This is a genomic window from Polaromonas sp. P3_C2, assembly GCF_056402675.1.
In genome coordinates this window covers 1-621 of record NZ_JBFUGX010001216.1, presented here as the reverse complement: position 1 = coordinate 621, position 621 = coordinate 1, and the positions used below count along the sequence as shown (strand labels likewise).

The following is a 621-nucleotide window of genomic DNA, read 5'->3' as shown; positions in this document are numbered from 1 at the left end:
GTTCTCGCTGGCCTGGGGCATAGGCGCGGCCTGCGCCGGCGCAGCCGGGGTGCTGTTGTCAACCTTCTTCCCGATTTTTCCGGACGTTGGCGCGAGTTTCATCCTGCTGGCTTTTGTGGTGGTCAACCTGGGCGGTTTCGGCAGCGTCTCTGGCGCTTTCTGGGCCGGCATCCTGGTCGGCGTGATCGAGGTCATGGGCGGCCTGCTGCTTGGGCCGCAGTACAAGACGGCCATCGTGCTGGTGTTGTTCCTCGGCGTGCTGATGTTCCGCCCGCAGGGCTTGATGGGCAAGGCATGATCATGAAGCAACTCATTTTTGCCATCGCAGCGCTGGCGCTTGCCCTGGCTGTTCCCGCTGTCACGGATGCCTCGCACCTGAACATGGCAATCCTTATCCTCATGGCGGCCCAGGTGGGTGTAGCCTGGAACATCGTGGGCGGCTATGCGGGACAGGTGTCCCTCGGCCATGCGGCTTTCTACGGACTGGGCGCCTATGTCTCGACACTGCTGCTGGTCAAGTTCGGTATCAATCCCTGGATAGGCGTGCTAGCCGGCGGTTTGGTGGCAGCCTTGCTCAGCCTGGGTTTTGGCTGGTCCTGCTTCCGGCTCAAGGGCCACTAC

The 621-nt window shown here is 62.5% G+C and carries 2 protein-coding genes; both read left to right on the top strand.

Going from position 1 to position 621, the window contains the following annotated elements; translation table 11 throughout:
• Nucleotides 1-298 (top strand): ABC transporter permease subunit (locus tag AC1DWI_RS25690; protein WP_477726261.1); only part of this gene is annotated, 298 nt, incomplete at its 5' end.
• A 2-nt stretch (nt 299-300) separates the two neighbouring features.
• Nucleotides 301-621: ABC transporter permease subunit (locus AC1DWI_RS25685; RefSeq protein ID WP_477726260.1), on the top strand; the 321-nt coding region annotated here is incomplete at its 3' end.